Genomic DNA, 24,484 nt, shown 5'->3' on the forward strand with positions numbered 1-24,484 from the left:
ACGGAAGGATTCAAGTCATGACGGTGGTGAGCGTCGAACATGCGCTGGCGGGCAAGATCCCGGCCGGCGGCGAAGTCACGGTACGCGGCTGGGTGCGCACGCGGCGCGATTCCAAGGCGGGCCTGTCCTTCGTGAATGTCAGCGACGGCTCCTGCTTCGCCGCCATCCAGGTGGTGGCGCCCAGCGATCTGGACAATTACGAATCCGAGATCAAGCGCCTGACCGCCGGCTGCGCGGTGGTCGCCACCGGCACCCTGGTGCCCTCGCAGGGCCAGGGCCAGAGCTTCGAGATCCAGGCCAGCCGGATCGAGGTGGTCGGCTGGGTCGAGGACCCGGAAACCTATCCGATCCAGCCCAAGGCCCATTCGCTGGAATTCCTGCGCGAGGTCGCACACCTGCGTCCGCGCACCAACCTGTTCGGCGCGGTCACCCGCATCCGCAACTGCCTGGCCCAGGCCGTGCACCGCTTCTTCCACGAACGCGGCTTCTACTGGATCAGCACGCCGATCATCACCACCTCCGACGCCGAGGGCGCCGGCCAGATGTTCCGCGTGTCCACCCTGGACATGGCCAACCTGCCGCGCGACGGCAAGGGCGCGGTGGATTTCTCGCGCGACTTCTTCGGCAAGGAAACCTTCCTGACCGTGTCCGGCCAGCTCAACGTCGAGGCCTACTGCCTGTCGCTGAGCAAGGTCTACACCTTCGGCCCGACCTTCCGCGCCGAGAACAGCAACACCACCCGCCACCTGGCCGAGTTCTGGATGATCGAGCCGGAGATCGCCTTCGCCGACCTGGCCGCCGACGCCGACCTGGCCGAAGACTTCCTCAAGTACCTGTTCCGCGCGGTGCTGGACGAACGCGGCGACGACATGGCGTTCATCGCCGAGCGCGTGCAGCCGGACGCGATCACCCGCCTGGAAACCTTCATCAACGCGCCGTTCGAGCGCATCGACTACACCGATGCGATCGGCCTGCTGCAGAAGTCCGGCAAGAAGTTCGACTTCCCGGTCGAATGGGGCCTGGACCTGCAGACCGAACACGAGCGCTGGCTGACCGAGCAGCACGTCGGCCGCCCGGTGGTGGTGATGAACTACCCCGAGCACATCAAGGCCTTCTACATGCGCCTGAACGATGACGGCAGGACCGTCGCCGCGATGGACGTGCTGGCCCCGGGCATCGGCGAGATCATCGGCGGCAGCCAGCGCGAGGAGCGCCTGGACGTGCTGGACGCGCGCATGGCCCAGTTCGGCCTGGATCCGGCCCACTACGGCTGGTACCGCGACTTCCGCCGCTACGGCACCGTGCCGCATGCCGGTTTCGGCCTGGGTTTCGAACGGCTGGTGGTCTACGTCTGCGGCCTGACCAACATCCGCGACGCCATCCCCTACCCGCGCGCGCCCGGCAGCGCCGAGTTCTGAGCCGGAGCGGACTGCAACGATGCTGCTGTTCTTCGCCCTGTGCTTCGTCGGCGTCGCCATCGCCGGTTTCTGCGCGTTCGTGATCTTCTGGCCGCTCACGCTGGTGCATATCCGGGATCGGCATGCCGCGCTCGGCGGCCAGTGGGGCGAAGGCGCTTTCCTCAAGCCGATCGCGCTGCGCTGGCTGCTGGCGCGCGGCTACCTGCCGCTGCGCGACCATTCGCTCAGCGGCCTGGCCGCGCCGGCGCGCATTTCGCTGCTGGTGATTTTCATCGCCCTGGCGCTGTCGGGGCTGCTGACGCTGTTTTCGCTGGTGATCAAATGAACGACGCGATCCGTGACGCCTGGTACCTGGCCTCGCTCGGCCGGACCCTGATCTGGGCCCGCCTGCGGGTGCTGGAGGCCGGCACCGCGCAGGTGCTGGACAGCGACGGCAACACCCTGACCTACGACAGCGAGGACAGCGCCCGCGCGGCGCTGTTCGACGCCGAGTTCGTCGCCTACGACGGACTGGACGAGGAAGACGCGCTGCAGCGCGGTTTCTCGCTGGATGAAGTCAGCCCGCCGCGCGCCGACGGCGACGATGCGCTGCCCGCGCTGATGGTGCAGAAGCTCGGCGGCCGGGCCTGACCGGGCGCGCATGTATACCCCGCGCGCCTTCGCCGAAACCGATCTGGCTGAGCTGGACCGGCTGATCGCGCGCGACGCCTTCGCCACCCTGGTCACCACCGACGCCGACGGCGTGCCGTTCGCCAGCCATCTGCCGGTGCTGTATGCGCGCGACGGCGATCGCCTCCTCATCGAAGGCCACTGGGCCCGCCCCAATCCGCAGGCGCGGCACGCCGGCCCGGCCTTGCTGATCGTGCACGGCCCGCACGCCTACCTTTCGCCCGGCTGGTATCCGGACAAGGAAACCGCCGCCCGCGTGCCGACCTGGAACTACGCGATCGCGCACCTGTACGGCACGCTGGAACCCACCGAGGACGCCGACGCGCTCGCCGGCATCGTCGATCGCCTGAGCCACGCCAACGAGGCGCGGGTGGGCAATGACTGGCGGTTCGAACCCGAACGCCCGGATCACGCCAGCCAGTTGCGCGGCATCATCGGCTTCCGCTTCCAGGTCGATCGGGCCGAACTGAAGTTCAAGCTCAGCCAGAACCACCCCGAAGCCAATATCCGCGGCGCCGCGGCCGGCCTGCGCGAACAGGACGCCCCGAACGCGCACGAAATCGCGGCACTGATGCTGGACCGGCTGGAGCGTCGCGGCAGCTGAAACACCGCCGCCCCCGCTCCTGTGGGAGCGACGTCAGTCGCGATGAAGGACCCGGCAATCCCGAACCCACGGCACCCTCTGGGCGAACTCGCGTCTTACTTCCTCCCGTTGAAAAGCTTGCGACTCACGTCGCGCCCAGAGATTCGTAGGAGCGACGTCAGTCGCGACCGGAAGAATTGCCGACGGATATGCCACCGCATGCCCTTGCACGGCGGTCGCGACTGACGTCGCTCCTACAGGATGGGCAACGGTAGACTGCGGGTTCGGCATATCGAGGAACGTCGATGGATCTGAACCTGTCCGGTCGCCACGCGCTGGTCTGCGGCGCCTCAGAAGGCATCGGCCGCGCGGCGGCGCATGAGTTGGCGCTGCTCGGCGCCAGTGTCACCCTGCTGGCACGACGGGCCGGGGTGCTGGCGGACGTCGCAGCGGACCTGCCGACGGTCGCCTCGGGCCAATCGCATGATTGGCTGGCCGCGGATCTGGCCGTTCCCGCCGGGCTACGCGCGGGCGCCGAGGCGCTGGTGGCCCGATCCCCCGTGCACATCCTGGTCAACAACACCGGCGGTCCGCCGGGCGGACGCGCCATCGACGCCGACGCGGGTGCCTATCTCGACGCGTTCCAGCGCCATCTGCTGGCCAACCAGTTGCTGGCGGGCCTCGTGGTGCCGGGCATGCGGGACGCCGGCTGGGGCCGCATCGTGAACGTGGTCTCCACCTCGGTGAAGGAACCCATTCCCAACCTGGGCGTGTCCAATACCATCCGCGGCGCGGTGGCGTCCTGGGCCAAGACCCTGTCGCGCGAACTCGGCGCCGACGGCATCACCGTCAACAACGTGCTGCCGGGCTATACCCGCACCCGCCGCCTGCAGCAGATCCTGGACGACCGCAGCGCCGCCAGCGGCAAGGACGAAGCCGTCGTGGCCGCCGGCATGCTGGCCACGGTGCCGGCCGGCCGCTTCGCCGATCCGGCCGAAGTGGCCGCGGCCGTCGCCTTCCTGGCCTCGCCCGCCGCCGGTTACATCAGCGGCGTCAGCCTGGCGGTGGATGGCGGCCGGATGCAGTCCATCTGAAGCTTCCTGCGTCGGTTTCCGCACCGACCGCAATGCAGCAGGCCGTCGACGCGGGCCGGGTTAAGCTTGCGCCATGCAATCGCTGACCCACTGGATCGACGGCCAGCCGCAGGCGGCCCGCAACGGCGGCTGGCGCGCGGTGCATGCGCCCGCCGACACCCGCGAATACGCACGCCTCGCCGATGGTGACGAGGCCGACGTGGAGGCGGCCGTGCAGGCGGCGACCCGCGCCTGGCCGGCGTGGTCGTCGCTGCGCGGTTCCGAGCGCGCGACCTGGCTGGAACGCCTGGCATCGGCGCTCGAGTCCCGGCTGGAAGCGTTCGCCCAGGCCGAGTCCCGGGACGGCGGCAAGCCGATCCGGCTGGCGCGCCAGATCGAGATTCCCCGTGCGATCGCCAACCTGCGTTTCTTCGCCCACGCGGCCACCCAGATCAGCAGCGAGGCGCACCACGGCGAGGCGGGCCTGAACTACACCCTGCGCCAGCCGCTCGGCATGGTCGCCACGATTTCTCCCTGGAACCTGCCGCTGTACCTGTTCACCTGGAAGATCGCGCCGGCGCTGGCCTCCGGCAACACCGTGGTCGCCAAGCCCTCGGAGGTCACGCCGCTGACCGCGACCATGCTGGGCGAACTGGCCGCGGAAATCGGTTTTCCGGCCGGCGTGCTGAACATCGTGCATGGCACCGGTCCGCGGGTGGGCGAGCCGCTGGTGCTGCATCCGCGGATCAAGGCGGTGTCCTTCACCGGCAGTACCGGGGTCGGCCAGCGCATCGCCGCCCTGGCCGGCCCGCAGTTGAAGAAGATCTCGCTGGAACTGGGCGGCAAAAACCCGACCCTGGTGTTCGCCGACAGCGATTGGCGCAACCAGTTGGACACGCTGGTGCGCTCGGCCTTCCAGAATTCCGGCCAGATCTGCCTGTGCGGCTCGCGCCTGCTGGTGGAACGCGCCATCTACGACGAGTTCCGCGAGGCCTTCAGCGCCCGCGCCGCCGCGCTGCGGGTCGGGGATCCCGCCGACGAGGCCACCGATCTCGGTCCGCTGGTGTCACAAGCGCACCACGACAAGGTCACCGCCTGCATCGCCCGCGCCCGCGCCGAAGGCGGCCGCTTCCTGCTGGGCGGCGGGGCGTCGGCGCGCGGCGGCTGGTTCGTGGAACCGGCCCTGATCGAAGGGCTGGGGCCGGACAGCGCCAGCAACCGCGAGGAAATCTTCGGGCCGGTGGCGACCCTGCAGGCGTTCGACGATGACGCCCAGGCGTTGGCGCTGGCCAATGCCGGCGACTACGGGCTGGCCGCGATGCTGTGGACCCGCGACCTCGATCGCGCCCACCGCCTGGCCGCGCGGCTGCATGCGGGCATCGTCTGGATCAACACCTGGCTGATGCGCGATCTGCGCACCCCGTTCGGCGGCATGGGCCAGTCCGGACTGGGCCGCGAAGGCGGCATGGAGGCGATGCGGTTCTTCACCGAGGCGCGGAATGTCTGCATCGCCACGGGCTGAACTCCTGCTTCCCCGCCATCCGGCACACGGCCGGCTGCTGACGATCGCCGGCGATGGGCGCAAACTACGCGGTGGACCGCCCAGCGCGTCCTCTCCCCCGCCCGAACCGGATACCGCCGATGACTGATAGCGAACTCGAAAAGCTGTTGCGCAACAACCGTGAATGGGCCGAACGGATCAAGCACGAGGATCCGGGCTTCTTCAAGCGCCTCTCGCAACAGCAATCGCCGCGCTATCTGTGGATTGGCTGCTCGGATTCACGCGTGCCCGCCAACCAGATCCTGGGCCTGGATCCGGGCGAGGTGTTCGTCCATCGCAACATCGCCAACGTCATGTCGCACGGTGACCTCAATTGCCTGTCGGTGATCCAGTTCGCGGTCGACATCCTCAAGGTCGAGCACATCCTGCTGGTCGGCCACTACGGCTGCGGCGGCGTGCATGCGGCCATGACCGGCGCCCGGGTCGGCCTTGCCGACAACTGGCTGCGCCACGTCGCCGACGTGGCCACCAAGCATGCGACCCGCCTGGCCGAGGAGGACACCGAGTCGTTGCGCCATGCGCGCCTGTGCGAACTGAACGTCATCGAGCAGGTGTTCAACGTCTGCCAGACCACCGTGGTCCAGGACGCCTGGGCCCGCAACCAGCCGCTGACCGTGCATGGCTGGGTCTACAGCCTGTTCGACGGCCGCGTGCGCGAACTGGGCATGGACGTGGACGCCGCCGATCGCCTGCACCCGACCTACGAACAGGCCTTGGCGCGGATGCCCGCGCGCGGGGACCGGCGCGATGGGTGAGGGCATCCGGACCACGGCGGCACCGGTGCCGGTCGGCGTGTATCCACACGCGCGCCGGGTCGGCCCGTTGCTGTTCCTGTCCGGCATCGGCCCACGGGATCCGGCCACCGACACGATTCCCGGCAACGACTATTTCGCCGACGGCCGCGTGCGCGGCTACGACATCCAGGCGCAGGCGCGCGCGGTGTTCGCCAACGTGCGCGCGGTGCTGGAAGCCAGCGGCGCGCGCTGGGAGGATCTGGTCGACGTGACCGTCTACCTCACCGACATGGCCCGCGACTTCAAGGCCTACAACCAGGTCTGGGCCGAACATTTCCCGGACCCGGCGCGGGCGCCGTGCCGCACCACCCTGGGCATCACCGCCCTGCCCACGCCCATCGCCATCGAACTCAAGTGCGTCGCCGCCTTGCCCGAGGAACGCTGACATGCTGCCCGGACCGATCAACCTGCTGGCCTGGATCGAGGAACACCGCCACCTGCTCAAGCCGCCGGTCGGCAACAAGGTGATCTATGCGGGCGACTTCATCGTCATGGTGGTCGGCGGCCCCAACCAGCGCACCGACTTCCATTACGACGAAGGGCCGGAGTGGTTCTACCAGCTCGAGGGCGAGATGGTGCTGAAGATCCAGGAAGACGGCGCGGTGCGCGATATCCCGATCCGCGCCGGCGAGATCTTCCTGTTGTCGCCGCGCGTGCCGCATTCGCCGCAGCGGATGCCCGACTCGGTCGGTCTGGTGATCGAGCGCCGGCGCCTCCCGCACGAGCAGGACGGCCTGCTGTGGTACTGCGAGCGCTGCAACCACAAGCTGTACGAGGAGTACTTCACCTTGAAGAACATCGAGACGGATTTTCCGCCGGTGTTCGACCGGTTCTATTCCTCGCGCGGACACCGGACCTGCGCGCAGTGCGGACACCTGAACCCGGCGCCGGGCAAGTACGTGATGGCAGACACCTGAGCCCCATGCTGAAGATCGACACCCACGCCCATTTCCTGCCACGCGACTGGCCCGATCTGGCCAGCAAGTACGGTGACAACCGCTTCCCGGTCATCCACCACGGTGACGACGGCCGCCACCGCATCTACAAGGACGGGCGCTTCTTCCGCGAGATCTGGCCCAAGACCTGGGACCCGGTGGAGCGCATCGCCGACTACGCCAAGTTCGGCGTGCAGGTGCAGGTGATCAGCACGGTGCCGGTGATGTTCAGCTACTGGGCCAAGCCACACCAGGCGCTGGAACTGCACCAGGCCCTCAACGATCACACCGCCGCGGCCTGTCGCGATTACCCGCGCCACTACGCCGGCATCGGCACGGTGCCGCTGCAGTCGCCGCGGCTGGCGGTGCAGGAACTGGAACGCTGCATGGACCAGTTGGGCCTGCAGGGCGTGCAGATCGGCAGCCACGTCAACGACTGGAACCTCGACGCGCCGGAGCTGTTCGAGTTCTTCCAGGCCGCCAGCGAACTCGGCGCCGCGATACTGGTGCATCCCTGGGACATGATGGGCGCGGCCTCCATGCCGAAGTACTGGATGCCCTGGCTGGTCGGCATGCCGGCCGAACAGTCGCGCGCGGCCTGCTGCCTGATCTTCGGCGGCGTGCTGGAGCGGCTGCCCGGGCTGAAGATCTGCTTCGCCCACGGCGGCGGCAGTTTCCCGTACACCCTGGGACGCATCGAGCACGGCTTCAACATGCGCCCGGATCTGGTCGCCACCGACAACCACCGCAATCCACGCGAGTACCTGGATCGCGTGTATTTCGATTCCTGGGTGGCCGACCCGCGAGCGCTGCGCTACCTGCTGGACACGGTCGGCACCGATCGGGTGATGCTGGGCACCGACTATCCGTTCCCGCTGGGCGAGCAGGAGCCCGGCGCCGGCATCGCCGCGCTGGGCCTGGGCGAAGCCGAACAGGCGCGGCTCTATCACGGCACCGCGCTGGAATGGCTGGGCCTGTCCCGGCAACGGTTCGACTGAGCCATGCCGCACCTGACCCTGCAATACACCGACAACCTCGTCCTGGACGCACGCGCGCTGCTGGCGCGGCTCAACCAGATGCTGTTCGACAGCGGGCATTTCGACGAGGAAGCAATCAAGAGTCGCGCCGTCGCACTGTCCGATTTTCTGGTCGGCACCGACGCCCTTGCCGCGCGCGCGTTCATCCATGCGCGCCTGCGCGTCCTTCCCGGCCGTGACGAGGCGGTGCGCGCGCAATTGTCCGAAGCGCTGCTGCACGCGCTGCGCGCACACCTCCCGGCGGGGCCGCATGCCCTGCAGATCTGCGTGGAAGTCGGCGAACTTCCGGCCAGCTACCGCAAAACCTCCGTCCTTCCCATCTCTTCACCGGCCTCTTCATGACCGACGCGCTGTCCCGTACCCATGCCATCGCCCTCGACGCCGCCGACCCGCTGCGCGCCCTGCGCAACGAGTTCCTGCTTCCGAAGCACAAGCACAACGAGCAGCTCTATTTCTGCGGCAACTCGCTGGGCCTGCAACCACGCGGCGCGCGCAGGTACGTGCAGGAGGTGCTGGACAAGTGGGCCGAGCAGGCAGTGGAGGGACACTTCACCGAGCCGGCGCAGTGGATGACCTACCACGAACTGGTCCGCGAAGGGCTGGCGAAAGTGGTCGGCGCGCAGCCCACCGAGGTCGTGGCGATGAACTCGCTGACCGCCAATCTGCACCTGATGATGGTCAGCTTCTACCGGCCCACCACCGAACGTCCGGCCATCCTGATGGAAGCCGGCGCGTTCCCGTCCGACCGCCATGCGCTGGAATCGCAGGTGCGTTTCCATGGCTTCGACCCGGCGCGCGATCTGATCGAGCTGGAACCGGATCAACCCGACGGCACGCTGTCGATGCAGGCCATCGAGCGCGCCATCGGCGAGCATGGCCATCGCCTGGCCCTGGTGCTGTGGCCGGGCATCCAGTACCGCACCGGACAGGCGTTCGATCTGGCGGAAATCACCCGCCTCGGCCACGCGCAGGGCGCGGTGGTCGGATTCGACCTGGCCCATGCGGCCGGCAACCTGCCGGTGCAGTTGCACGCCAGTGGCGCCGACTTCGCGGTGTGGTGCCACTACAAGTACATGAATGCCGGGCCGGGCGCGGTCGCCGGCTGTTTCGTGCATGAGCGGCATGCGCACACCGATCGCCCGCGCTTCGCCGGCTGGTGGGGACATCAGAAGGAAAGCCGGTTCAGGATGGGGCCCGAATTCGCGCCCACGCCCGGCGCCGACGGCTGGCAGCTCAGCAATCCGCCAATCCTGGGGCTGGCCCCGCTGCGCGCCTCGCTGGAACTGATCGCGCAGGCCGGCGGCATGGCCGCGCTGCGCGCCAAGTCGGAGAAGCTGACCGGCTTCCTGGAGGCGCTCATCCGCGCCCGCGTCGGCGATGCGCTGCAGATCGTCACGCCCGCCGATCCGGCCCAGCGCGGCGCGCAGCTGTCGCTGCGGGTGGTCGGCGGGCGCGAACGCGGGCGCGACCTGTTCGAATACCTGGCCTCGGTCGGCACGATTGGTGACTGGCGCGAACCGGACGTGATCCGGATCTCGCCGACCCCGCTGTACAACCGTTTCATGGACGTCTACCGCTTCGTCGAGGAAGTGGAGACCTGGCGCGGCGTCTGACCGGAGCAAGCCCTTGAACGCACCCAACGACCGTTCCCTCACCATCATCGGCGCCGGCCTGGCCGGCGCGCTGCTGGCGACCCTGCTGGCCCGCAAGGGCTGGCGGGTGGACGTGTACGAAAAGCGCGGCGACCCGCGCGTCAAAGGCTACGGCGGCGGCCGCTCGATCAACCTGGCCCTGGCCGAGCGCGGCCGCCATGCGCTGCGCCAGGCCGACGCCGACGAGGCGGTGATGCGACAGGCGGTGATGATGCGCGGGCGCATGGTCCATCCGCGCGACGGCCAGCCGCAGCTGCAGCGCTACGGTCGCGACGATTCGGAGGTGATCTGGTCGGTGCATCGCGGCGATCTCAACATCACCCTGCTCGACCTGGCCGAACGGGCCGGCGCATCGCTGCATTTCCATCGCCAGCTGGACACGGTGGATTTCCAGGACCGGGTGGCCACCTTCATCGACGATCGCGACGGCAGCCGCCATCCCATCGACTTCCAGTCACTGGTCGGCGCCGACGGCGCGGGCTCGTCGTTGCGCGCGGCGATGCGGCTGCGCACCGATCTGGGCGAGCGCACCGATTTCCTCGACCACTCCTACAAGGAGCTGGAAATCCCGCCCGCCGCCGACGGCGGCTTCCAGATCGAACCCAACGCCCTGCACATCTGGCCGCGCGGCCACTACATGTGCATCGCCCTGCCGAATGACGAGAAGACCTTCACCGTCACCCTGTTCCTGCCCAACCACGGCGATCCCGGTTTCGATACCGTGCACACGCCGGCCCAGGCGCGCGCACTGTTCGAACGCGACTTCCCCGATGCGGTGCCGCTGATTCCGCAACTGGAACAGGACTGGCACCGCAATCCGGTCGGCCTGCTGGCCACCCTGTACCTGGACCGCTGGTACATTGACGATCGCGCGGTCCTGCTCGGCGACGCCGCGCATGCGATGGTGCCGTTCCACGGCCAGGGCATGAACTGCGCCTTCGAGGACTGCGTGGCGCTGGCCGAGCAACTGGAGCGCCACGGGGAACGCGCCGAGGCGTTCGCGGCGTTCCAGCGCGAGCGCCAGCCGAATGCGCGCGCGATCCAGGAAATGGCGCTGGAGAACTACGTGGAAATGCGCGACAAGGTGGACGACGCGGCGTTCCTGCTCCAGCGCGAGCTGGAACGGACCCTGCAGGAGCGCCATCCGGGCCGCTTCGTACCGCACTACACCATGGTCACCTTCCTGCGCATTCCCTATCGGGTCGCGCTGGAGCGCAGCATCGTCCAGCGCGATCTGCTGGTCGCCGCCACTCAGGGACTGGAACGCCTGGATCAGGTGGACTGGGCGCGGGTGGATGCCGACGTGATCCGTCGACTGCAACCGCTGGAGGCGGAAGCGCGGTGAGCGCCAGCTTCCTGTTCTACGATCTGGAGACCTTCGGCGCGGATCCGCGCCGTACCCGCATCGCCCAGTTCGCCGCCCAGCGCACGGATGCGGAGCTGAATCCGATCGAGGATCCGATCGATTTCTTCGTCCAGCCCGCCGACGATCTGCTGCCCTCGCCCACCGCCACCCTGATCACCGGCATCACCCCGCAGCAGGCCGCGCGCCAGGGCGTCAACGAGGCGTCGGCGTTCGCCCGCATCGCCGACGAGATGTCGCGGCCGGATACCTGCACGCTGGGCTACAACTCGCTGCGCTTCGACGACGAGTTCGTCCGCCACGGCCTGTTCCGCAACTTCTTCGACCCCTACGAGCGCGAATGGCGCGGCGGCAATTCGCGCTGGGATCTGCTGGACGTGATGCGGCTGACCCACGCACTGCGCCCGGACGGCATCGTCTGGCCGCAGCGCGAGGATGGCGTCACCTCGTTCCGGCTGGAACACCTCGCGCTGGCCAACGACGTCCGCCAGGGCGACGCGCACGAGGCGCTGTCCGACGTGCGCGCGACCATCGGCATGGCCCGGCGGATGCGCCAGGCGCAACCCCGCCTGTGGGAATACGCGCTGAAACTGCGCGACAAGCGCTTCGCCGCCAGCCTGCTGGACACGGTAGCGATGACCCCGGTCCTGCACATCTCCCAGCGCTATCCGGCCAGCCGCATGTGCGCGGCGCTGGTGCTGCCGCTGGCGCGCCATCCGCAGTATGACAACCGCATCATCGTGTACGACCTGGACGCCGATCCGGATCCGCTGCTGCACCTGGCCCCGGAGGCCATCGCCGATCGCCTGTACACGCCGGCGGCGGATCTGCCGCCGGGCGAAGCACGCATTCCGCTGAAGGAAATCCACCTGAACAAGGCGCCGGTGCTGGTCGCACTGGCACACCTGCGCGATGCCGACTTCGAACGCCTGGGCATCGATCTGCTGATCACCGAGGCCAATGCCATCCGCCTGCGCGCGGCCGGGCCGGCGCTGGCCGAGAAGGTGCGCCGGGTATTCGGCGGCGAACGCGAGTTCGCCGTGCCCGATGTCGATGCGTCGTTGTACGGCGGTTTCCTCGGCGACGGCGACCGCCGCCGGTTTCCGGATCTGCGCGCCACCCCGCCGGAACTGCTGGGCCAGCGCGATTTCGGCTTCCGCGACCCGCGCCTGCCGGAACTGCTGTTCCGCTATCGCGCCCGCAACTGGCCGGCCACCTTGACGACCGACGAACGCCTGCGCTGGGACGACTACCGCCGTCGGCGCCTGATCGGCGACAGTGGGCTTTCCGAGTACGGCTTCGAAAGTTTCCACGCCGAAATCGCCGCGCTGCGCGCGGCCCCCACCACTGACGGCCCGAAGCAGGCCCTGCTCGACCAGTTGCAGGCCTGGGGCCGGGATCTGGAGCAGAGCCTGTGAGCAGCTATTTTTCCGACGCCAGTTTCAAGTTCCTGCGTGGCTTGGCGCGGCACAACGACAAGACCTGGTTCGCCGCGCACAAGACGCAGTACGAGGAGCACGTCAAGGAACCGTTCCTGCGCCTGCTGACCGACCTGCAGCCGGATCTGGCCCAGGTCAGCGAGCATTTCCGTTCCGATCCGAAGACGGTCGGCGGTTCGTTGTTCCGGATCTACCGTGACGCCCGCTTCTCCACCGACAAGTCGCCCTACAAACCCTGGCAGGGCGCACGCCTGTACCACGAACGCCGCAAGCAGGTGCCGGCGCCGTCGTTCTACATCCACCTGCAGCCGGGCGAATGCTTTGTCGGCGCCGGGTTGTGGCATCCGGAACCGGATACCCAGCGCCGGGTACGCCAGTTCATCTTCGACAATCCCGGCAGCTGGAAAGCCGCCGCGCACGCGCCGAAGTTCCGCCGACGCTTCGACTTCGAGGAAAGCGAGATGCTGACCCGGCCGCCGCGCGGGTTTCCGGCCGAGTTCGAATTCATCGACGATCTCAAGCACAAGAACTTCGTGTTCTGGCGTTCGCTGGATGACAGCGTGATGACCGGACCGAAACTGCGCCAGGTGCTGGCCGCCGACCTGGCCGCGCTGGCGCCGTTCGTCGATTACCTGTGCGCGGCCCTGGACCTGGAGTTCTAGCCATGAAGAAGTGGATCGCCCTGGCCGTCCTGCTGATCGCGGGTTTGCTCGGCTACCTCGCCGCCGGTCCCTACCTGGCGATCCACGGCATCCGCCAGGCACTGGCCGAACAGGACACCGCCAAACTGGAACGCCACGTGGACTTCCCCGCCCTGCGGGTCAACCTGCGCGCGCAGGTGGAAGACCAACTGGCCCGCCGCGCAGGCCCCGGGTTCCAGTCCAGCCTGCTCGGTGCGTTCGCGCTGTCGGTGGCGAACAACGTCATCGGCAGCGGCGTCGACACGATGGTCACGCCGCTGGGCATCGGCGCCATCCTGCAGGGCCGTTCGATGTGGAAGAAGGCGATTGGCGACACCGTCGGCGGCGATACCCATGCGCCACCGGTACCCGCGGATCCGTTGAAGGACGCCAAGCACCGCTTCGAATCCCCCTCGCGCTTCACCGCGACCATCCACGACGAGAACGGCCGCCCGGTCGTCTGCGTGTTCACCCGCCAGGGCCTGCGCTGGCGCCTCACCGACATCCGCCTGCCGCTGGACAACCCGTAGAGCGGAGCCTGCTCCGCTTTCCCGGCTGTCCAATACATCCGGACGCCCAGACATCCCCAGCCGAGCAAGTTCGGCTCTACACCGCGTAGAGTGGAGCTTGCTCCGCTTCGCCTGATACTCGATATGTCGAGCGCCCGCACAGGCCTTGAGCGGGCAAGTCCGGCTCGACGGATCAGCGCTCGCGCGGCTGCCAATCCCGGCGCGCGCGTGCCAGGCGCAGGTACCGCGCGGCCAATTGCCAGCGCGCCGCGCGCGGCAGGCGTGCGAGTTCCTCGCACGGGTCGGCGACCACTCCGCCCGGTTGCCAGGCGAACGCGATCCGGTTGCTCATCCGGGGCTCTTCCAGCGCCAGCACGCGTCCGCCGAAACTGCGCCGCATCCGCACCAGATGCCGGCGCGCGTCGGTGGCGTAGAGGTTGACCGCCATCGCCCCGCCGTCGGCCAGCGCGTCGCGGCAGTCGTCGTAGAACGCTTGGGTCGAGACCGAGGGCGAGATGCCCTCCGCCTCGTAGGCATCCACCAGCAGCAGATCGTAGGCGCCCCGACGCTGTCGCAGCATCGCCGCACCGTCCCCCAGCCGGGCCTGGAAACGCCCGCTGTTGGCGGGAACGCGGAAGGCATCGCGCAGCGCCAGCACGCCGACTTCGCTTTCGAACGCCTCGATGGAGGCCTCCGGCAGGTGCCGGTGGCAGAACTTGGCCTGGGATCCGCCGCCCAGCCCGATGATGCCGATCCGGCGCGGCCGCGGGCGCAGCAGCAGGGCGGCCAGCATGGTGCGGGTATAGCCGACCTGCAGTACGTCCGGCCACCAGGTCAGCATGCGGCTCTGGGTCACCTCGCGGTTGAATTGCAGCGTGGTGTACCACCAACCGCGATGGACCCGGGGGGCGCCTTCGTTCACGGCACCGGATCGTTGGCGACCCCGTGCGGCACGTGGCCGGCGGCGACGTGCGGACGCGCGCTGTCGATGTTGTGCTGGGAATCGTCGAAGAAGATGTCGGCGCCGAACGCGTCCAGGAACGGCCCCTTGTGGCGCCCCCCCAGGAACAGCGCCTCGTCCAGGCGCACGCCCCACTCGCGCAGCGTGCGGATGACGCGTTCGTGGGCCGGCGCCGAACGCGCGGTGACCAGCGCGGTGCGGATCGGCGAATGCTCGCCAGCCGGGAATACCTGCTGCAACTGGTGCAGCGCCGACAGGAAGCCCTTGAACGGCCCGCCTGACAGCGGCGCACGCGCATTCTCGCGCTCATGCCGGCCGAACGCTTCCACGCCCTGCTCGCGCGAAATGCGCTCGCTCTCGTCGCCAAAGATCACCGCGTCGCCATCGAAGGCGATCCGCAACTGGTCCTCGTGGCGCTGCCGGTGCGCCTGCGCCGGCAGGATGGTGGCCGCGGCGATGCCGTGCTCCAGCGAGCGCCTTACCGAATCCGGGTTGGCGGACAGGAACAGGTCCGCCCCGAACGGGCGGATGTAAGGCCAGGTCGGCTCGCCGGAGGTGAATACCGCGCGCACGATGCCCAGGCCGTGGTGCTGGATGGAATTGAAGATGCGCAGGCCGGTATCGGCGGAATTGCGCGACAGCAGGATGACCTCGACCCGCGGCGCGTCGGCGGGCGCGCCGACGTTGAGCGCCAGCAGCTTGCGTACCACCGGGAACGCGACACCGGGCGCGAGCACGTCGTCCTCGTGCTTGCGCTGGTGGTCGCTGTAGGCGTCCACGCCCTGGCGCTCGAACAGCGCGTGGCTGTCCTCCAGATCGAACAGGGCGCGCGATGTCACCGCGACGGTCAACAGGCGGGGAGTGTTGTCGGCCATGCGCACAGTATCCGCCATCGCGGGGCTTCCCCGCGAGCCGGCCACCCGGCTTGCCGCCGCTCAGTCCTCGGTCGAATCCACCGTGAAGCGCACTGGCGGACCACGCCGATAGTCGCGGGTCACCGCGCGTACTTCCACCTCCATCCGCAGCGGCTTCTGCTGCGCGGGCGCATCGTCCGGCCACAGGAACAGCAGTTCGGCGCGGCGGCTGTTGCTGATCACCCGCACCGGTTCGGCCGGAAACACCGCGTAGGCCGTGTCCGCGGATACCACCCGGAATTCGAAGCCGATGTCTTCCAGGCCGTAATCGCCACGCGGCCATTCCAGGCGCACCCCCAGCAGGCCCGAACCGTCGCAGGTGCCGGCCATGCCGCCCAGCCCGCGGGTAATCTCGGTGACCTTCAGCTCCGGCGCGCGCAGACTATCTTCCGGCGCGTCCGTGGGCGTGGCCCCGGCCTGCAGTTCGAAGGGCGCCATATGCGTGCTCAAACCGCAGGCCTGCACGCCCTGCGCGGGCAACAGCGCGCAAAGCCCCCACAACCACCAGTGTTTCATCCCCTGACTCCTGTTCGGCATCGGACTACCCGCCCGCACTCCTCCCGGTGCCGGACGGCCCTGACGTTGCTTGCTGCATGGCGGCGTCCCCACGCCGCTTCCCCCGCACTACCCGCTACACCACGAACTGCTCGCTGAGGATACGTTCCTCCAGATTGTGCTCCGGGTCAAACAACAGGGTCACGGTTCGGTCCTGCGATTCGCGGATGGTCACCTCCACCACGTCGCGGACTTCGTGCGAGTCGGCGGTGGCGCTGACCGGCCGTTTGTATGGATCCAGCACCCGGAACCGCACCTCGGTGTTCGCGCGCAGGATCGCGCCGCGCCAGCGGCGCGGGCGGAAAGGCGCGATCGGGGTCAGCGCGATCGTGCTGGAACCCAGCGGCAGGATCGGCCCATGCGCGGAGAAGTTGTAGGCGGTGCTGCCGGCCGGCGTGGCGGTCAGCACGCCATCGCAGATCAGTTCGTCCAGCCGGGTCTGGCCATTCAGATCGATGCGGATGTGCGCGGCCTGGCGGGTCTGGCGCAGCAGCGAGACCTCGTTGTAGGCCAGCGAACCGGTGCTGGCGCCGGATTCGGTCAGCGCCAGCATCTCCAGCGGACGCAGCTTGGCCGGCTCGGCCTGGGCGATCCGGTCCAGCAGGTCCTCGCTGCGGTACTGGTTCATCAGGAACCCGACCGTTCCCAGCTTCATTCCGAACACCGGTCGGCCCAGGCTGCCGTGCCGGTGCAGGGTCTGCAGCATGAAGCCGTCGCCGCCGAGCGCGCACAGCACGTCGGCTTCATGGGGATCGTGGGTGCCATGCAGGGCGGTCAGTTCGGCCAGCGCCTGCTGCGCTTCGGCGGCCGGACTGGCGAGAAAGGCGATGCGGGGCGTCTGGCTCATCCCGGGTTCCTGGTGGCTTGCCCGAGAGGATAACGGCAGAAGCCCGGGATTGGATGACCGCGATGCGATCCACGCGGGCCGCACAAAAAAAAACAGGCCGGGTCGCCCCGGCCTGTTTCGTCGTCGCGAGCGCCGCGATCAGCCCTGCGCAGCCAGTTGGCCCAGCCGCTGCACGGCCACCGAAGCGGTCGGGTAATCCAGCGTCTTCTGCGCGGCCAGCTCGTTGAGCATGGCCAGGGTGAAACGCAGGCCGGCGTCACCACGCTGCAGCCAGGCCTGGACCTTGGCGTCGGCGGTGTTGCCGGGCATCGACAGCACCTGCGCGGTCAGCGTGCGCTGATGGTTGGTCAGCTCGTCACGCAGCACGCCGCGGGCCACCGCATGCCAGCGTCCGTCCACCTTCAGCGCGTCGACCTGATCCACCAGCCACGGCAGGTGCAGGGCTTCGCCCAGGCGGTAATGGACCTTCGACACCTCGACCGGCTTGAGCTTGCGGGCACGCGCCAGTTCGATGATGTCGCAGGACGGTTCCAGGTACGGCAGCGCCGCCAACTGGCCCGCGAGGCCGGCCGGCAGGCCCTTGTCCTTCCAGGTCTGCAGGCTGGCGTTGTACGCCGGGCGCAGCGAATCCGGCAGCACGCCGTCGGCGGCCCGGATCTCGTTGAAGCCGTCGTAGTAGCGCTCCACCGCGGTGGCGATGGCCGGGATCGGGCCCTGTCGGGTCAGCAGCCAGCGGGTGAAGGTGCGCTGCACCGACCAGATCACCTGCAGGGCGTCGATCTGCACCGACTCGGGCACCTTGCCGTCGAGGGCGTCGATCTGCACCCACAGCTCACGCGCGTCCAGCGTCTCGCGGGTGATGGTGAAGGCCTTGGCGACCTCGGCCGGACTGCGGCCGGTGTCCTCCTGCATGCGCAGGAGGAAGGTCGCGCCCATCCGGTTGATGGTGGTGTTGGTCACCGCGGTGGCGATGATTTCGCGCTTCAGGCGGTGCTTCTCCATGTCCGCGGCATACTTCTTCTGCAGCGGCTTGGGGAAGTAACGCTGCAGTTCCTTGGACAGGTACGGATCTTCCGGGATGTCCGAATCCAGCAACTGCTGGAACGCGACCAGCTTGGAATACGACAGCAGCACCGCCAGTTCCGGCCGGGTCATGCCCTGCCCGCGCGCCTTGCGCTCGGCCAGTTCCGCATCCGAGGGCAGGTACTCGATCTGGCGATCCAGCAGGCCCTGGGATTCCAGGGTCTGGATGAAGTGCTGCTTGGAACCCAGGCGCGCCGCGCTCATCCGCTCCATCAGGCTCAGCGCCTGGTTCTGGCGGTAGTTGTCCCACAGCACCAGTTGGGCGACCTCGTCGGTCATGTCCGCCAGCAGCTTGTTGCGGGCGTCCATGCGCAGCTTCTTCTCCTGCACCACGCCGTTGAGCAGGATCTTGATGTTCACCTCGTGATCCGAAGTGTCCACGCCGGCGGAGTTGTCGATGAAGTCGGTGTTGAGCAGGGTGCCGTGCTGCGCGGCCTCGATGCGGCCCAACTGGGTCAGGCCCAGGTTGCCGCCCTCGCCCACCACCTTGCAGCGCAGGTCGCGCCCGTCCACGCGCAGGCCGTTGTTGGCGCGATCGCCGACATCGGCGTTGGTCTCGCTGCTGGCCTTGACGTAGGTGCCGATACCGCCGTTCCACAGCAGATCGACCGGCGACTTGAGGATCGCGCTCATGAGTTCATTCGGCGACAGCGACTTCACGCCATCGGCCAGGCCCAGCACCTCACGCACCTGCGGGGTGATCTCGATCGACTTGGCGGTACGCGGATGGATGCCGCCGCCCTTGGAGATCAGCTTGGTGTCGTAGTCGGCCCAGCTGGAACGCGGCAGCTTGAACAGGCGCTGGCGCTCCTGGAAACTGCGCGCCGCTTCCGGCGACGGATCCAGGAAGATGTGGCGGTGGTCGAACGCGGCCACCAGGCGGATGTGCTCGGACAGCAGCATGCCATTGCCGAAGACGTCGCCGGACATGTCACCGATACCGACGCAGGTGAAATCCTCGGTCTGCGAATCGCGGCCCAACGCGCGGAAATGGCGCTTGACCGATTCCCACGCGCCGCGCGCGGTGATGCCCATGCCCTTGTGGTCATAGCCGACAGAGCCACCGGAAGCGAACGCGTCGCCCAGCCAGAAGTTGTGGGCGATGGCCAGGCCGTTGGCGATGTCGGAGAACGTCGCCGTGCCCTTGTCGGCGGCGACCACCAGGTACGGATCGTCCTGGTCGTGGCGGACCACGTTCAGCGGCGGAACGATCTTGCCGCCGACGATGTTGTCGGTGATGTCCAGCAGGCCCTGGATGAACATCTTGTAGCAGGCGATGCCCTCGGCCAGTGCCGCGTCGCGGTCACCGCCCACCGGCGGACGCTTGACGAAGAAGCCGCCCTTCGCGCCGACCGGCACGATCACGGTGTTCTTCACCATCTGCGCCTTGACCAGGCCCAGCACCTCGGTGCGGAAGTCCTCGCGGCGGTCCGACCAGCGCAGGCCGCCGCGGGCGACCGGGCCGAACCGCAGGTGCACGCCTTCCACGCGCGGGCCGTACACGAAAATCTCGCGGTACGGACGCGGCTTGGGCAGATCCGGCACCTTGGCCGAATCGAACTTGAAGGCGATCGTGTGCGCCGGCTGGCCATCCACGCCAATCTGGTAGTAGCTGGTGCGCAGGGTCGCCTCGATGGCGCCGATGAAACCGCGCAGGATGCGGTCCTCGTCCAGGCTGGACACCCGATCCATCAGCTTGAGCAGCGCCTTGTGGGTCGCCTCGACCTGGTCCTCGCGCTTGCCGCCACGGGCGTCCAGCACCGGTTGCAACGCCGCCAGCGTGGCTTCGTCGCCCTGCGCCAACGCGCGCAGCTGGGCGGCGAAACGCTCCTGGCCCGCCTTGATTTCGGCCTTGCTCTCGTGGCCGACCGCCGGATCGAAACGCGCCTCGAACAGCTCGACCAGCAGGCGAGCGAGCAGCGGATAACGGTTCAGCGTCTCCTCGACATAGCTCTGCGAGAACGGCACGCCGGTCTGCAGCAGGTACTTGCAATAGCCGCGCAGCATCGCGATCTGGCGCCAGGCCAGGCTCGCGCCCAGCACCAGCCGGTTGAAGCCGTCATTCTCCGCATCGCCGTGCCAGACCCGGGCGAAGGCTTCCTCGAACTGCGCGTGCAGGCGATCGGTGTCGATCGCGCCGCCCACGGCTTCCACCTCGAACTCCTGGATGTAGACCGGTTCGGCGGCCTCCAGCCGGAACGGATGTTCGGAGATGACCCGCAGGCCCATGTTCTCCATCAGCGGCAGCGCGTCGGACAGCGGAATGTCGGCCTGCTGGCGATACAGGTTGAGCCGCAGCCGGCCCTCGCCGGCGCGCGCGCGGCGCGAGCGGTGCAGGCTCAGGCGCAGCGCGTCCGGACCCGCGAGCGCGGCCAGGTTCTCCACGTCGTTGGCGGCGAACTCGGGCGACACCGTTTCGATGTAGCCGGCCGGCAGCGCGCGGCCGAAACGGCTCATCAGCTTCAGGCCCTCGCCTTCGCCGTGGCGCGCGATCAGCGTCTCGCGCAGATCATCCTGCCAGTTGCGCAGCAGGTGGGCGATGTCGGCTTCCAGCGCGGCGGTGTCGACATCGACCTGTTCGCCGGCCTTGGGACGGATGGTGAGGTGCAACTGTGCCAGCGGCGACTCGCCCAACTGCACGTTGGTATCGACGTACTCGCCGTGCAGGGCCTGCTTCAGCAGCGCCTCGATGCGCAGGCGCACGTCGGTATTGAAGCGATCACGCGGGATGTACACCAGCGCGGAGAAGAAGCGGCCGTAGCGGTCGCGGCGCAGGAACAGTTTGCTGCGCACGCGCTCCTGCAAGCCGAGGATGCCCATCGCGGTGCGGTTGAGTTCTTCCTCGCTGGACTGGAACAGTTCCTCGCGCGGCAGGGTTTCCAGGATGTGGCGCAGCGCCTTGCCGCTGTGGCTGCTCGGCGACAGGCCGGAATTGCGCATCACGAACTCGTGGCGCTCGCGCACCAGCGGGATTTCCCACGGGCGACGGTTGTAGGCACTGGAGGTGTACAGGCCGATGAAGCGCTGCTCGGCGATCGGGGTGCCCTTGGCGTCGAATTCCAGCACGCCGATGTAGTCCATGTTGCCGGGACGGTGCACGTTCGAGCGGCGGTTGGTCTTGGTCAGGATCAATGCATCGACCGAACCGGATTGCGGCATGTAGTGCGCGGCCAGCGTCTTGACGCTGCGCGGTGTCGAGGCGTCATCGCCCCGCAACAGGCCCAGGCCGCTGTCCTCCACCGCGCGCAGGATACCGTCGCCGTTGCCCTTCTCCACGCGGTACTCGCGATAGCCGAAGAAGGTGAAGTGATCATTGGCGGCCCAGCGCAGGAATTCCTGCGCCTCGTGGCGGCCGGCGTCGCTGATCGGCAGGCGACGGGTGGCCAGGTCGTCGGCCAGCGTGAGCATCTTCTCGCGCATCACGCTCCAGTCGCGGACGATCGCGCGCACTTCCCCCAGCACCTGGCGGATGCGCTGTTCGATGCGCGGCATGTCACCGGCCTGCTGGCGATCGATTTCCAGCACCATCAGCGATTCGGGCTTGCCCTCGCCCACCGCGGTGGCCTTGCCGGCCTTGTCGCGGGTGAAGCGCACCAGCGGGTGGCCCAGCACGTGCACGCCGACGCCCATCTCGGCCAACGCCATGCTGACCGAGTCGACCAGGAACGGCATGTCGTCATTGATGATCTGCAGCACCGTATGCGGCGCTTCCCAGCCATTGGCCTGGGCGGTGGCGTTGAACACGCGCACGTTGGCGGTGCCGGGCTTGCGGGCCCGCGCGAAATCCAGCATGTCGGCGGCGATGGCCGCCCAGATCTCGGGGGCGTGGTGCGGATACTCGTCGTCGGCCATCCGCTTGTAGAACGCTTCGGTGAAGGCCAGCGCCTCGGCCTGGCGTGCCGCCGGCACGCGCTTGCGGATCGCGGCGTAGATTGGTTCCAGCGAGAACACCGCCGGCGCCTTGCCCGCGCTGCCCGCCGGGGCGGTCTTGATCGCCTTGCTGGTCTTGTTGGTCTTGCTCTTGCTGGCCGCGGCCTTGCCCGCTGCCCCCGCGGCCTTGGCCGCGCCGGTCTCCGGTCGGGCAGCCACCTTCTTGGTCGGGGTCTTCTTCGGCGTCACCGCCTTGGCGGACTTGGCCGCGACCGGTTTGGGCTTCTGTTTCTTCGGGGCTTTCTTGGAGCTGCGCACAGCGTTCATGCAGATGGAGACTCTACGATTGGTAGTCGAATGGTCATTGTATCCCCCGTCGCCATGACAAAACTTGTTGCGCGGCGTCATAAGAAGGGGTTGCAAAGCACAAGACGAAGGACTAGGCGATTCACCTCATCGCGTTTTCTCCACGCCGGTTTTCCCGGCATGCGATCCGCCCCCGCCCGCCCATGCGCCCGCCAATGGGAACGTCCATAGGCAAGCCACTCGGGCCCGAGCATGAACGGTTCCCTTTGCCCACGTTCCACGCCAATTCGAAAGGCTGTTCAAATTCTAAACTGGACGGTATAGTCCAGCGCCTTATGTCGTCCGTCCTCCCCTCCTTCGCCGCGATCCAGCGACGGCAGCGCGTGCACGCGGCCGTCCGCGAACTGCTGGCCGAGCAGGGATTCCGGATCAGCATGGATGCCGTAGCCGCCCGGGCCGGCTGCTCGAAGCAGACCCTGTACGCCCAGTTCGGCAGCAAGCAGGCGCTCCTGCGCAGCATGATCGACGAGCACCTGGACCTGACCACCGTTCGCCTGGAAGACGGCCCCGGTACCGGCAACGATGTCCGCGGGACCCTGCTCGCCTTCGCGATGGAGCATCTGGCCCACCTGTGCGATCCTTCGGTGGTCGCAACCAGCCAGTTGCTCACCGCGGAGGCCCACCAGTTTCCCGAAGAGGCGAAAGCGCTGTACCGGGACGGTTGCGAGCGGCTGACGGAACGGCTTGCCCGCTGGCTCGCCTCGGCCATGGAACGCGGCCTGCTGAAGCAGGACGACCCGCACCTGGCGGCCGAGCTGCTGCTGAGCATGATTACCGGCCTTGATTTCGAACGGCAGCGCTTCGCCGTACCGCATCGACGCAGCCTCGCGGCCCGACGCCGCTGGGCCGAGTTCGCCGTCGACGGGTTCCTCCGCGCCTTCCCGCCCGCCATCGGCATGGCGGCGGCAGCAGCGGATGCCCCCTCCAAACCCCAAGAATTCCAAATCTGACACGGAGCTCCACCGATGACCGCCCCCGTCCGTTCCGTCGCCCTTTGCTGTGCCCTCGCGCTGGCACTGGCTGCCTGCAGCAAGAACCAGGAACAGCCGCAGATGCCGCCACCCGAAGTCGGCGTGGTCAAGGCCAACCCGCAGACCGTTCCGCTCGAGCGCGACCTGGTGGGCCGGCTGTCGCCGGTCCGCAGTTCCGACGTGCGCGCCCGCGTCTCCGGCGTGCTGGTCAAGCGCGTGTACCAGGAAGGCACCGACGTGAAGGAAGGCCAGGTGCTGTTCCAGATCGATCCGGCGCCGCTGCGCGCTTCGCTGAGCGCGGCGCAGGCCAACCTGGCCTCGGCGCAGGCGACCTACGCCAACGCCAAGGTCTCCGCCGATCGCGCCCGCCAGCTGGCACCGCAGAAATTCGTCTCCAAGTCCGATCTGGACAACGCCGAGGCCGCCGAACGCAGTGCCGCCGCCGCGGTCCAGCAGGCCCGCGCCAACGTCGAGACCGCCCGCATCAACCTGGGCTACGCCAGCGTCACCGCGCCTATTTCCGGCCGTGCGGGCAAGCAGCAGGTGACCGAGGGCGCGCTGGTCGGCCAGGGTGAGGCCACCCTGCTGACCACCGTCGATCAGCTCGATCCGCTGTACGTCAACTTCTCGATCAGCGCCGCCGAACTCGAGGCGCTGCGCAGCGCCCAGAGCGGCGGCAACGTGCAGTTGTCCGACACCGGCACCGCCCAGGTCCAGGTCAAGCTCGCCGACGGCGCGATCTACGACCAGCCGGGCACCTTGGATTTCTCCGGCGTGGTGGTGGACCCCGCCACCGGCAGCGTCTCGCTGCGCGCCACCCTGCCCAACCCGGATCGCAAGCTGCTGCCGGGCGCGTTCGTCACCCTGCGCGCCACCCTGGGTCAGCAGAACAATGCCTTCCTGATCCCGCAGGGCGCGATCCAGCGCGACACCCAGGGCGCCTATGCGATGGTCGTCGGCCAGGACGGCAAGGTGGTGCGCAAGCCGGTGGATGCCAAGCAGGCCGTCGGCGCCAACTGGCTGATCACCAGCGGCCTGGCCGCCGGCGACCAGGTCGTCGTCGACGGCCTGCAGAAGGTTCGCGAAGGCGCGCCCGCCAAACCCGTGGCAGCCGGCGCCAAGCCGGCCCAGCCGGGTGCCGCGGCGGGCCAGAAGCCCGCGGCCGCCGAAGGCGCGAAGCCGGAAGGCAAGGCCGAATAAGGAT

At 68.4% G+C, this 24,484-nt stretch carries 23 protein-coding genes; 18 read left to right on the top strand and 5 right to left on the bottom strand.

The window, feature by feature from the left end; translation table 11 throughout:
* Positions 1 to 17 precede the first annotated feature (17 nt).
* The 16 genes from asnS to FG323_RS03490 all read left to right on the top strand — a co-directional run bounded on the left by asnS (position 18) and on the right by FG323_RS03490 (position 13,734).
* Entirely contained in the window at positions 18 to 1,418 is a 1,401-nt protein-coding gene (asnS, locus tag FG323_RS03415; RefSeq protein ID WP_141453035.1) for an asparagine--tRNA ligase, read from the top strand.
* Between the two features lie 19 nt (positions 1,419 to 1,437).
* Positions 1,438 to 1,743: a hypothetical protein gene (locus tag FG323_RS03420; RefSeq protein WP_141453036.1), complete on the top strand. Its 306-nt coding sequence runs from the start codon at positions 1,438 to 1,440 to the stop codon at positions 1,741 to 1,743.
* Positions 1,740 to 2,048: a hypothetical protein gene (locus tag FG323_RS03425; RefSeq protein ID WP_141453037.1), complete on the top strand. Its 309-nt coding sequence runs from the start codon at positions 1,740 to 1,742 to the stop codon at positions 2,046 to 2,048. The genes FG323_RS03420 and FG323_RS03425 overlap by 4 nt, the downstream gene beginning before the upstream one ends.
* Positions 2,049 to 2,058: 10 nt before the next feature.
* Positions 2,059 to 2,691, top strand: a complete 633-nt coding sequence (locus FG323_RS03430; protein WP_141453038.1) for an FMN-binding negative transcriptional regulator — start codon at positions 2,059 to 2,061, stop codon at positions 2,689 to 2,691.
* 284 nt (positions 2,692 to 2,975) lie between these two features.
* A complete protein-coding gene (locus FG323_RS03435) occupies positions 2,976 to 3,764 on the top strand; it encodes an SDR family oxidoreductase (protein ID WP_141453039.1) in 789 nt (262 codons plus the stop codon).
* A 73-nt stretch (positions 3,765 to 3,837) separates the two neighbouring features.
* On the top strand, positions 3,838 to 5,265 hold the full coding sequence (locus FG323_RS03440; RefSeq protein WP_141453040.1) for an aldehyde dehydrogenase: 1,428 nt from the start codon (positions 3,838 to 3,840) through the stop codon (positions 5,263 to 5,265).
* Between the two features lie 119 nt (positions 5,266 to 5,384).
* Positions 5,385 to 6,059, top strand: coding sequence for a carbonate dehydratase (gene can, locus FG323_RS03445; RefSeq protein WP_141453041.1), 675 nt, complete (start codon positions 5,385 to 5,387; stop codon positions 6,057 to 6,059).
* The gene (locus tag FG323_RS03450; RefSeq protein ID WP_141453042.1) at positions 6,052 to 6,483 is read left to right on the top strand and encodes a RidA family protein; all 432 of its coding nucleotides are present in this window, start codon (positions 6,052 to 6,054) and stop codon (positions 6,481 to 6,483) included. Before can ends, FG323_RS03450 begins: the two co-directional genes overlap by 8 nt.
* 1 nt (position 6,484) lies before the next feature.
* Positions 6,485 to 7,015 carry a 3-hydroxyanthranilate 3,4-dioxygenase gene (locus tag FG323_RS03455; RefSeq protein WP_141453043.1) on the top strand — a complete coding sequence of 177 codons (531 nt, stop codon included), beginning with the start codon at positions 6,485 to 6,487 and terminating at the stop codon, positions 7,013 to 7,015.
* 5 nt (positions 7,016 to 7,020) lie between these two features.
* On the top strand, positions 7,021 to 8,031 hold the full coding sequence (locus FG323_RS03460) for an amidohydrolase family protein (protein ID WP_141453044.1): 1,011 nt from the start codon (positions 7,021 to 7,023) through the stop codon (positions 8,029 to 8,031).
* 3 nt (positions 8,032 to 8,034) lie between these two features.
* Complete coding sequence (locus FG323_RS03465) at positions 8,035 to 8,412, top strand: 5-carboxymethyl-2-hydroxymuconate Delta-isomerase (protein ID WP_141453045.1); 378 nt, start codon at positions 8,035 to 8,037, stop codon at positions 8,410 to 8,412.
* Positions 8,409 to 9,683, top strand: a complete 1,275-nt coding sequence (gene kynU, locus FG323_RS03470; RefSeq protein WP_141453046.1) for a kynureninase — start codon at positions 8,409 to 8,411, stop codon at positions 9,681 to 9,683. The genes FG323_RS03465 and kynU overlap by 4 nt, the downstream gene beginning before the upstream one ends.
* A 13-nt stretch (positions 9,684 to 9,696) precedes the next feature.
* The gene (locus FG323_RS03475) at positions 9,697 to 11,067 is read left to right on the top strand and encodes an NAD(P)/FAD-dependent oxidoreductase (protein WP_141453047.1); all 1,371 of its coding nucleotides are present in this window, start codon (positions 9,697 to 9,699) and stop codon (positions 11,065 to 11,067) included.
* A complete protein-coding gene (gene sbcB, locus FG323_RS03480; RefSeq protein ID WP_141453048.1) occupies positions 11,064 to 12,503 on the top strand; it encodes an exodeoxyribonuclease I in 1,440 nt (479 codons plus the stop codon). Before FG323_RS03475 ends, sbcB begins: the two co-directional genes overlap by 4 nt.
* Positions 12,500 to 13,186, top strand: a complete 687-nt coding sequence (locus tag FG323_RS03485; protein ID WP_141453049.1) for a DUF2461 domain-containing protein — start codon at positions 12,500 to 12,502, stop codon at positions 13,184 to 13,186. Before sbcB ends, FG323_RS03485 begins: the two co-directional genes overlap by 4 nt.
* A 2-nt stretch (positions 13,187 to 13,188) precedes the next feature.
* Positions 13,189 to 13,734, top strand: a complete 546-nt coding sequence (locus FG323_RS03490) for a DUF2939 domain-containing protein (RefSeq protein ID WP_141453050.1) — start codon at positions 13,189 to 13,191, stop codon at positions 13,732 to 13,734.
* A 172-nt stretch (positions 13,735 to 13,906) separates the two neighbouring features.
* Here the strand turns inward: FG323_RS03490 and FG323_RS03495 are convergent, their stop codons facing one another.
* The 5 genes from FG323_RS03495 to FG323_RS03515 form a co-directional block, all read right to left on the bottom strand.
* Positions 13,907 to 14,635, bottom strand: a complete 729-nt coding sequence (locus FG323_RS03495; RefSeq protein WP_255470005.1) for a transferase — start codon at positions 14,633 to 14,635, stop codon at positions 13,907 to 13,909.
* Positions 14,632 to 15,549, bottom strand: a complete 918-nt coding sequence (locus tag FG323_RS03500) for a 5'-nucleotidase (protein WP_141453051.1) — start codon at positions 15,547 to 15,549, stop codon at positions 14,632 to 14,634. Before FG323_RS03500 ends, FG323_RS03495 begins: the two co-directional genes overlap by 4 nt.
* Positions 15,550 to 15,609: 60 nt before the next feature.
* Positions 15,610 to 16,104 (bottom strand): hypothetical protein, encoded by a 495-nt coding sequence (locus FG323_RS03505; protein WP_141453052.1) that lies wholly within the window; start codon positions 16,102 to 16,104, stop codon positions 15,610 to 15,612.
* Positions 16,105 to 16,219: 115 nt separating this feature from the next.
* Entirely contained in the window at positions 16,220 to 16,990 is a 771-nt protein-coding gene (locus tag FG323_RS03510) for an NAD kinase (protein WP_141453053.1), read from the bottom strand.
* Positions 16,991 to 17,128: 138 nt separating this feature from the next.
* A complete protein-coding gene (locus tag FG323_RS03515; protein WP_141453054.1) occupies positions 17,129 to 22,270 on the bottom strand; it encodes an NAD-glutamate dehydrogenase domain-containing protein in 5,142 nt (1,713 codons plus the stop codon).
* Positions 22,271 to 22,584: 314 nt separating this feature from the next.
* Between FG323_RS03515 and FG323_RS03520 the strand changes: the two genes are divergently transcribed.
* Both FG323_RS03520 and FG323_RS03525 read left to right on the top strand, forming a co-directional pair.
* Positions 22,585 to 23,259 carry a TetR/AcrR family transcriptional regulator gene (locus FG323_RS03520; protein ID WP_141453055.1) on the top strand — a complete coding sequence of 225 codons (675 nt, stop codon included), beginning with the start codon at positions 22,585 to 22,587 and terminating at the stop codon, positions 23,257 to 23,259.
* A gap of 15 nt (positions 23,260 to 23,274) precedes the next feature.
* A complete protein-coding gene (locus FG323_RS03525) occupies positions 23,275 to 24,480 on the top strand; it encodes an efflux RND transporter periplasmic adaptor subunit (protein WP_141453056.1) in 1,206 nt (401 codons plus the stop codon).
* The last annotated feature ends 4 nt before the right edge of the window (positions 24,481 to 24,484 follow it).

It is taken from the genome of Pseudoxanthomonas sp. z9 (genome assembly GCF_006542425.1).
In the GTDB taxonomy this organism is placed as follows: Bacteria; Pseudomonadota; Gammaproteobacteria; order Xanthomonadales; family Xanthomonadaceae; genus Pseudoxanthomonas_A.

Bases quoted from the DNA above. Each gene is read 5' to 3' on its own strand.
- FG323_RS03525 (WP_141453056.1), top strand. From the start codon at position 23,275: ATGACCGCCCCCGTCCGTTCCGTCGCCCTTTGCTGTGCCCTCGCGCTG.
- FG323_RS03515 (WP_141453054.1), bottom strand. From the start codon at position 22,270: ATGAACGCTGTGCGCAGCTCCAAGAAAGCCCCGAAGAAACAGAAGCCC.
- FG323_RS03500 (WP_141453051.1), bottom strand. From the start codon at position 15,549: ATGGCCGACAACACTCCCCGCCTGTTGACCGTCGCGGTGACATCGCGC.
- FG323_RS03435 (WP_141453039.1), top strand. From the start codon at position 2,976: ATGGATCTGAACCTGTCCGGTCGCCACGCGCTGGTCTGCGGCGCCTCA.
- FG323_RS03420 (WP_141453036.1), top strand. From the start codon at position 1,438: ATGCTGCTGTTCTTCGCCCTGTGCTTCGTCGGCGTCGCCATCGCCGGT.
- FG323_RS03510 (WP_141453053.1), bottom strand. From the start codon at position 16,990: ATGAGCCAGACGCCCCGCATCGCCTTTCTCGCCAGTCCGGCCGCCGAA.
- asnS (WP_141453035.1), top strand. From the start codon at position 18: ATGACGGTGGTGAGCGTCGAACATGCGCTGGCGGGCAAGATCCCGGCC.
- FG323_RS03430 (WP_141453038.1), top strand. From the start codon at position 2,059: ATGTATACCCCGCGCGCCTTCGCCGAAACCGATCTGGCTGAGCTGGAC.
- can (WP_141453041.1), top strand. From the start codon at position 5,385: ATGACTGATAGCGAACTCGAAAAGCTGTTGCGCAACAACCGTGAATGG.
- FG323_RS03450 (WP_141453042.1), top strand. From the start codon at position 6,052: ATGGGTGAGGGCATCCGGACCACGGCGGCACCGGTGCCGGTCGGCGTG.
- FG323_RS03455 (WP_141453043.1), top strand. From the start codon at position 6,485: ATGCTGCCCGGACCGATCAACCTGCTGGCCTGGATCGAGGAACACCGC.
- FG323_RS03490 (WP_141453050.1), top strand. From the start codon at position 13,189: ATGAAGAAGTGGATCGCCCTGGCCGTCCTGCTGATCGCGGGTTTGCTC.
- kynU (WP_141453046.1), top strand. From the start codon at position 8,409: ATGACCGACGCGCTGTCCCGTACCCATGCCATCGCCCTCGACGCCGCC.
- FG323_RS03460 (WP_141453044.1), top strand. From the start codon at position 7,021: ATGCTGAAGATCGACACCCACGCCCATTTCCTGCCACGCGACTGGCCC.
- FG323_RS03465 (WP_141453045.1), top strand. From the start codon at position 8,035: ATGCCGCACCTGACCCTGCAATACACCGACAACCTCGTCCTGGACGCA.
- FG323_RS03440 (WP_141453040.1), top strand. From the start codon at position 3,838: ATGCAATCGCTGACCCACTGGATCGACGGCCAGCCGCAGGCGGCCCGC.
- FG323_RS03505 (WP_141453052.1), bottom strand. From the start codon at position 16,104: ATGAAACACTGGTGGTTGTGGGGGCTTTGCGCGCTGTTGCCCGCGCAG.
- FG323_RS03425 (WP_141453037.1), top strand. From the start codon at position 1,740: ATGAACGACGCGATCCGTGACGCCTGGTACCTGGCCTCGCTCGGCCGG.
- FG323_RS03520 (WP_141453055.1), top strand. From the start codon at position 22,585: ATGTCGTCCGTCCTCCCCTCCTTCGCCGCGATCCAGCGACGGCAGCGC.